At 68.6% G+C, this 6556-nt stretch carries 4 protein-coding genes and 1 pseudogene; 3 read left to right on the top strand and 2 right to left on the bottom strand.

The window, feature by feature from the left end; all coding sequences use genetic code 11:
• The 3 genes from IQ216_RS10220 to IQ216_RS10210 form a co-directional block, all read left to right on the top strand.
• Positions 1-1405, top strand: a 1405-nt coding sequence (locus IQ216_RS10220; protein ID WP_193815389.1) for an NADP-dependent isocitrate dehydrogenase, incomplete at its 5' end; no start/stop codon positions are given.
• A gap of 52 nt (positions 1406-1457) precedes the next feature.
• Entirely contained in the window at positions 1458-2813 is a 1356-nt protein-coding gene (locus IQ216_RS10215; RefSeq protein WP_193815388.1) for a (Fe-S)-binding protein, read from the top strand.
• The gene (locus tag IQ216_RS10210; protein WP_193815387.1) at positions 2810-3547 is read left to right on the top strand and encodes an NYN domain-containing protein; all 738 of its coding nucleotides are present in this window, start codon (positions 2810-2812) and stop codon (positions 3545-3547) included. Before IQ216_RS10215 ends, IQ216_RS10210 begins: the two co-directional genes overlap by 4 nt.
• A 3-nt stretch (positions 3548-3550) precedes the next feature.
• On the opposite strand, the pseudogene IQ216_RS10205 reads toward IQ216_RS10210, so the two are convergent.
• A pseudogene (locus IQ216_RS10205) lies at positions 3551-4867 on the bottom strand (MFS transporter).
• A complete protein-coding gene (locus IQ216_RS10200; RefSeq protein WP_193815386.1) occupies positions 4800-6323 on the bottom strand; it encodes a class I adenylate-forming enzyme family protein in 1524 nt (507 codons plus the stop codon). Before IQ216_RS10200 ends, IQ216_RS10205 begins: the two are co-directional and overlap by 68 nt.
• Between the last annotated feature and the right edge of the window lie 233 nt (positions 6324-6556).

The following is a 6556-nucleotide window of genomic DNA, read 5'->3' as shown; positions in this document are numbered from 1 at the left end:
CCCCAGCAGTGGCACCGCCATCCGGTTCGAGAACGGCCTGCCGGTGGTGCCCCCCGACCCGATCATCCCCTTCATCCGCGGCGACGGCACCGGCGTGGACATCTGGCCCGCCACCCAGCGGGTGCTCGATGCGGCGGTGGCCAAGGCCTACGGCGGTGAGCGGCGCATCGAGTGGTTCAAGGTGTACGCCGGCGACGAGGCCTGCGACCTCTACGGCACCTACCAATACCTGCCCCAGGACACCCTCAGTGCCATCGAGCAATACGGCGTGGCGATCAAGGGTCCGCTCACCACCCCGATCGGCGGCGGCATCCGCTCGCTGAACGTGGCCCTGCGCCAGATCTTCGATCTCTACTGCTGCGTGCGTCCCTGCCGCTACTACAGCGGCACCCCCAGCCCCCACAAGCGCCCCCAGGATCTCGATGTGGTGGTCTACCGGGAGAACACCGAAGACATCTACATGGGAATCGAGTGGGAGGCCAGCGATCCGGTGTGTGTGGAGCTGATTGCCCACCTCAACGACGTGGTGATCCCGGCCAACGGCAAGCTCGGCAAGCGCAGCATCCCGGCGGGCTCCGGCATCGGCATCAAACCGGTGAGCAAGGCCGGCACCCAGCGCCACGTGCGCAAGGCGATCCAGCACGCCCTCGGCCTGGAGGGGGCCAAGCGCCACGTGACCCTGGTGCACAAGGGCAACATCATGAAGTTCACGGAAGGGGCCTTCCGCGACTGGGGCTATGAGCTGGCCACCAGCGAGTTCCGTGACGTCTGCGTCACCGAGCGCGAGAGCTGGATCCTCGACAATCTGGCCCGCAACCACGGGCTCACGGTGGAGGAGAACGCCCGCCTGATCGAGMCCGGCTACGACAGCCTCACCCCCGAGMAGAAGGCGGCTGTGGRCGCCGAGGYGAAGGGGGTGCTCGACGCCATCGGCGAGACCCACGGCTACGGCAAGTGGAAGGCGATGGTGCTGGTGGACGACCGCATCGCCGACAGCATCTTCCAGCAGATCCAGACCCGGCCGCAGGAGTATTCGGTGCTCTGCACCCTCAACCTCAACGGCGACTACATCTCCGATGCGGCGGCCGCCGTGGTGGGGGGCCTGGGCATGGCGCCCGGGGCCAACATCGGCGACAACGCGGCGGTTTTCGAGGCCACCCATGGCACGGCGCCCAAGCATGCCGGCCTCGACCGGATCAACCCCGGCTCGGTGATCCTCAGCGGCGTGATGATGCTGGAGTACCTGGGCTGGCAGGAGGCCGCTGACCTGATCACGGCCGGGCTCAGCGCCGCCATCGCCAAGGGTGAGGTCACCTACGACCTGGCCCGACTGATGGAGCCCCCCGTGGATCCCGTGAGCTGCTCGGGCTTCGCCGAGGCGGTGGTGGGTCACTTCGGCGGCTGACGCCGCTGCACCAGCCAGCCAGGAGGGTGCCCGCTGACGGCAGACTGACCCCATGACTCTTCCTGGTCTACCGGCGGGGGCGACCGACCCCTGCGTCCACTGCGGCTTCTGCCTGCCCAGCTGCGCCAGCTACCGGGTGCTGGGCACGGAGATGGACTCGCCCCGGGGACGCATCCACGCCCTCAAGGCGATCGAGGCCGGTGAACTGCCGCTCGATGCCACGGTGGCGAAGCACTTCGACACCTGTCTGGGTTGCCTGGCCTGCGTCACGGCCTGTCCGTCGGGGGTGCGCTACGACCAGCTGATCGAGGCCACCCGCCCGAAGTTGAACGCCCCGGAGCTGCGCAGCCCGGCGGCCAACGCCTTCCGCCAGCTGCTGTTCGCTCTGTTGCCCTACCCGCGGCGGCTGCGGGCCGCCCTCAGCCCCCTGCGGCTCTACGCCGGCACTCCCCTGCAGGGCCTCGTGCGCCGCAGTGGCCTCACCCGCCTGCTCGGCCCCCAGATCGAAGCCCTGGAGCGCCTGTTGCCGCCCCTGGCGCCCGAGGCCTTCCGCGATGGCTTCCCAGCGGTGGTGCCTGCGCAGGGCGAGCGCCGCGCCCGGGTGGGGCTGGTGCTGGGTTGCGTGCAGCGGCTGTTCGATCCGCAGGTGAACGCGGCGGCGGCGCGGGTGCTGAGCGCCAATGGCATCGAGGTGGTGATTCCGCCGGAGCAGGGCTGCTGCGGCGCTGTGACCCACCACCAGGGGGAAGAGGAGCACACCCGCCAGCTGGCCGACGCGCTTGTGCAGAGCTTCCGCGCCGTGGTGGGCCCGGGCCGCCCTGCTGGGCCTGAGCCGCTGGATGCGGTGCTGGTGGCGGCCTMCGGCTGCGGCCACACCATGAAGGCCTACGACCACCTGGCCAGCCGCGGCTTCCCGGCGCCGGTGGCCGACATCCATGAATTTCTGGCCCGGCTCGGCCTCAGCGAGGGGTTCCGTCAACAACTGCAGGCCCTGCCCCACGCCGATGGCAGCACCGCCAACGCTGAGCGGCCGCTGCTGGTGGCCTTCCATGACGCCTGCCACATGATCCACGGCCAGGGCCTGCACAGTGAGCCGCGGGATCTCCTGCGCGCCATCCCCCACCTGACGCTCAGCGAGGCCTTCGAGGCCGGCGTGTGCTGCGGCAGTGCCGGCATCTACAACCTGGTGCAACCGGAGGAGGCCGCCGAGCTGGGCCGCATCAAGGCCGCCGATCTGGCCGGCACCGGAGCGGCCCTGGTGGCCAGCGCCAACATCGGCTGCACCATGCAGCTGCGCCGCCACCTCGATGGCGAGGCCGCCGCTGTGCTGCCGGTGCTGCATCCGATCCAGCTGCTCGATCGCAGCTGGCGGGCCGGGGGCAGCGCCGCCGCTGCAGAGCCCCGATGACCCGGGAGGCACCGAATCTGGCGGTGCTGATCGATTCCGACAACGCCCAGGCCGCCGTGATCAGCGACCTGCTGGCAGAAATCGCCCAGGTGGGAACCGCCACCGTGAAGCGCGCCTACGGCGACTGGACCACACCGCAGCTGGGCAGCTGGAAAGAGGTGCTGAATGTGCACGCGATCGTGCCGGTGCAGCAGTTCAGCTACACCACCGGCAAGAACGCCACCGACTCAGCCCTCATCATCGATGCGATGGATCTGCTGCACGGCGGCCGGGTGGAGGGCTTCTGTCTGGTGTCGTCTGACAGCGACTTCACCCGCCTGGCCACCAGGATCCGGGAACAGGGGCTGCTGGTGATCGGCTTCGGGGAGCGCAAGACGCCGAAGGCCTTCGTGGCTGCCTGCGACCGCTTTCTCTATATCGATCTGCTCAAGCGTGATACCAGCCGTACAGGCTCCACTGGCGCCGGGGCCGGCCATGACCCAGACGGTGCCCCACCCCTGAAGCCCTTCCTCAGTGAGGCAATCACCGCCGTCACCCAGGACGACGGCTGGGCCCCCCTCGGCATGGTGGGCAGCCTGCTGCAGAAGAACGATCCGTCGTTCGATGCGCGCAGCTACGGCTTCCGCAAACTGAGCGAACTGGTGAAGGCCCAGTCCTACCTCACGGTGAAGGAAGTGCCGATCAGCCCTGGCAGCCCGCAGATGCATCTGTCGGTGCGGCTGCGGGGTGGGTGATGCTCATGGGTTCGCGCCTTCTGCCCGCGGCTGACGCCGCCAGATCAGCAGAGTGGCAACGGTGGCCACGACGCCGCAGACCACCGCGAACTGGAACGGCTCCGCCGGTCCAGAAGCACTGAGCTGACCCCCGAGGAACGACACGATCGCCGCCGCCAGGGTGAACAACGCTGTGGAGAAGCCCATCACCCAGCCCTGCTCGTCGGTGGAGGCGGCCTGCGAATAACCGGTGAGCAGTGTGGGATAGCCAATGCCATGCAGCGCTCCGGCCGGAAGCAACAGTGCAAGGGCCAGTGGTCCGGAAGGAACCAGCAGAAATGCCGTGATCACCCCGCAGAGCAGCACCGCCACCAGTGCCATGATCGTGCGCTGGGAGAGGCGGGCATTCAGCGGCGCCACCAGAACACCGCTGGCCAGCGCCAGCCCGATGCCGAGCAACACCATGCCGATGCTGGCCGCCTGGGCGCCATAGCCGAAGCGGGCCGTGAGATCGGCAGCGGCGAACACGTAGAACGCCATGAAGCAGAGCATGTAGGGGAAGTAGACCGCTGTGATGCGCAGCACGCTGCGGCGCTCGAGCGCGTGAGTGAGCAGGCGGGAAATCGTCAGGGGGCTCAGCTCCAGCGGGACCCGCTCCGTGACCACGTCCCGGAAGCCGAGCACCACGAGCCCCAGGGCGAACAGGCACAGGATCCCCCCCACCAGAAAGGGCAACTGGGGAGAGGCCAGGCCACCCAGGATGGCCGGATCGGAGAACACACCGCCGATGATCGGCCCGAGCACCAGGCCGATGCTCACCCCCACCGTCGCCAGGCCCAGGTTGCGGGTGCTCTCTTTCTGATTGGAGGCCAGGTCGATCATCGCGGCGGCTGCGATCGGCTGGGTGCCGGCGGTGAATCCTGTGATGGCCCTGGAGGCCACCAGCAGCGGGTAGCTGTGCAGCGGGATCGCCGCGGCCGCCAGCCCATAGCCCGCGATCGACCCCAGCAGGCAGATGAGGATGCCCAGCCTGCGGCCGATGCTGTCGGACAGGCGGGAGATGTAAATGGAGCCGAAAAACCAGGTGAGGAAGAAGGTGCCGATGGCAACGCCGTAGAGGAAGGCACCCTGGNCCTGKCNSKKMTRCMGGCGGCCAGGAAGCTGGAGTCTGGCTTCAACAGCAGGGCATCGAAGATGGGGAAGGCGATCCCCTGCCCCATCACATCCACCAGGCAGACCACCATCAGAGCAACAATCGCGAGGGGCATGGACTTCAGCCTTCGGGATGGGGAACGGGGAGGGGTTGCCCCTCCCCCGCCAGCCGGGCGAGGGCCAGCTCACGCAGTTGCCTGCGGTCGACCTTGCCGGTGCTGTTGCGGGGGAGTTCGGCGGTAAGCAGCACGTGCGCCGGCAGCTTGTAGGTCGCCAGGTGTTGGGCCAGATAGGTGAGCAACACGTTCTCCTCCGGGGCGGGAGCGCCTGGCTGGGGCTGGATCCAGGCCACCGGCACGGCACCGTCGCGGCGGTGGGGTATGCCCACCACCACGGCAGCATGCACCGCCGGATGGGCATCGAGCAGTTCCTCGATCTCCGCCGGGGCGATATTCGAGCCGCGCCGCACGATCAGCAGCTTGCGCCGCCCGCAGAACCAGAGCGTGCCATCGGCATCACGGCGGCCCAGATCACCTGTCATCAACCAACCGTCCCGAAACAGGGCCTCGGTGGCCTTGGCATCCTTCCAGTAGCCGATCGTGGCTGAGGCCGTGCGCACGGCGAACTCCCCGATCGCGCCTTCTGCCACCTCGGTGGTGCCCGATTCCGGCAGGATCCGCAGGTCCGTGCCGGGGGTGGGACGTCCGATCGAGCCTGGCTTGCGCTCGCCATGGATCGGGTGCATGGCGTAGTAGCCACCCACCTCCGTCATGCCGCAGCCCTCAAGCACCGGCCAGCCGAACAGCTCCCGGAAGCGCTTCTGCAACTCCATGGGCACGGTGTCGCCCGAACCGATCACCCGGCGCAGGGAGGGAAGGGCCAGCTGCCGGGTCTCGAGATGGTCCACGAAGTCGAGCAGATCACTGGCCAGCAGCCCGAACTCGCTCACCCCGTGCTGCTGGATCAGGGCTGCTGCCGTTGCCGCTGAAGGCCGCGTCGCCAGCAACACCTGGGCACCGGCGCGCAGGCTGGGCAGCAGCTGGGTCTGCAGGCCGCCCGCATGGCTGAGGGGCTTGCCCACGAGCACCACGTCGTCGGCCTGCAGATCAAGCGCCAGGCGGCAGGTGTCGATCGCGGCCAGGCAGCCGTGGTGGGAGTGCACCACCCCCTTGGGCTGGCCGGTGCTGCCAGAGGTGAACAGGATCAGGGCCGGATGGTCTTCCGGCAGATCCTGCACCGGATCGATCGGTGCTGCGCCGAGCAGGGCCGGCCAGGGGAGTGCCGGCTGGCCCAGGGCAGCCGCGTGCTCAGCCTCCTCCGCCGGCAGCACCACCACCCCGGGTTCGATGCGCGCCAGCATCGCCTTCACCTCCTCCTCCGTGAGCCGCGCATTGATCGGCACAGAGATCGCCCCGATCCGGTAGCAGGCCAGGGAGAGCAGCACGGCTTCGGGGCCGTTGGGGAGTCGCCAGGCCACCCGCTCACCCGGCCGGATGCCCTCGGCCCATAGGCCTCCAGCCACCAGGGCAGCACCATCCTCCAGGGCGCGATAGCTCAGGGGAGGGCCCGGGGCCAACAACGCCGGCCGATTCGGACCGCGCCTCAGCGCAGCGTCCAGCAGGCGCTGCAGACCGGTGGTGGGCATGGCGATGGGAAGGCGGGTGGGGAGATTCAGATGGGACAAACTATGGGGTAGCAGAGGAATCGACACCACGTGAGGAGACTCCGGGCAACAACCACCTGGCATTGGTGGCTAGGGAGGCTCTGGAAAACCCGAGCCATCCGCGCGAAAATATCCCTGTAATCGCAGGCGCGGACTGGGTTCATGGGCAGCAAGCAGCTCGGATTCGGTGATTACGAGCAGACCACGGCCAAGAA

Origin of the sequence: Cyanobium sp. LEGE 06143, from assembly GCF_015207535.1 — a bacterium.
Lineage (GTDB): Bacteria > Cyanobacteriota > Cyanobacteriia > PCC-6307 > Cyanobiaceae > NIES-981.
The sequence above is the reverse complement of the archived record's forward strand: the minus strand, read 5'-3'. Positions and strand labels throughout refer to the sequence as shown.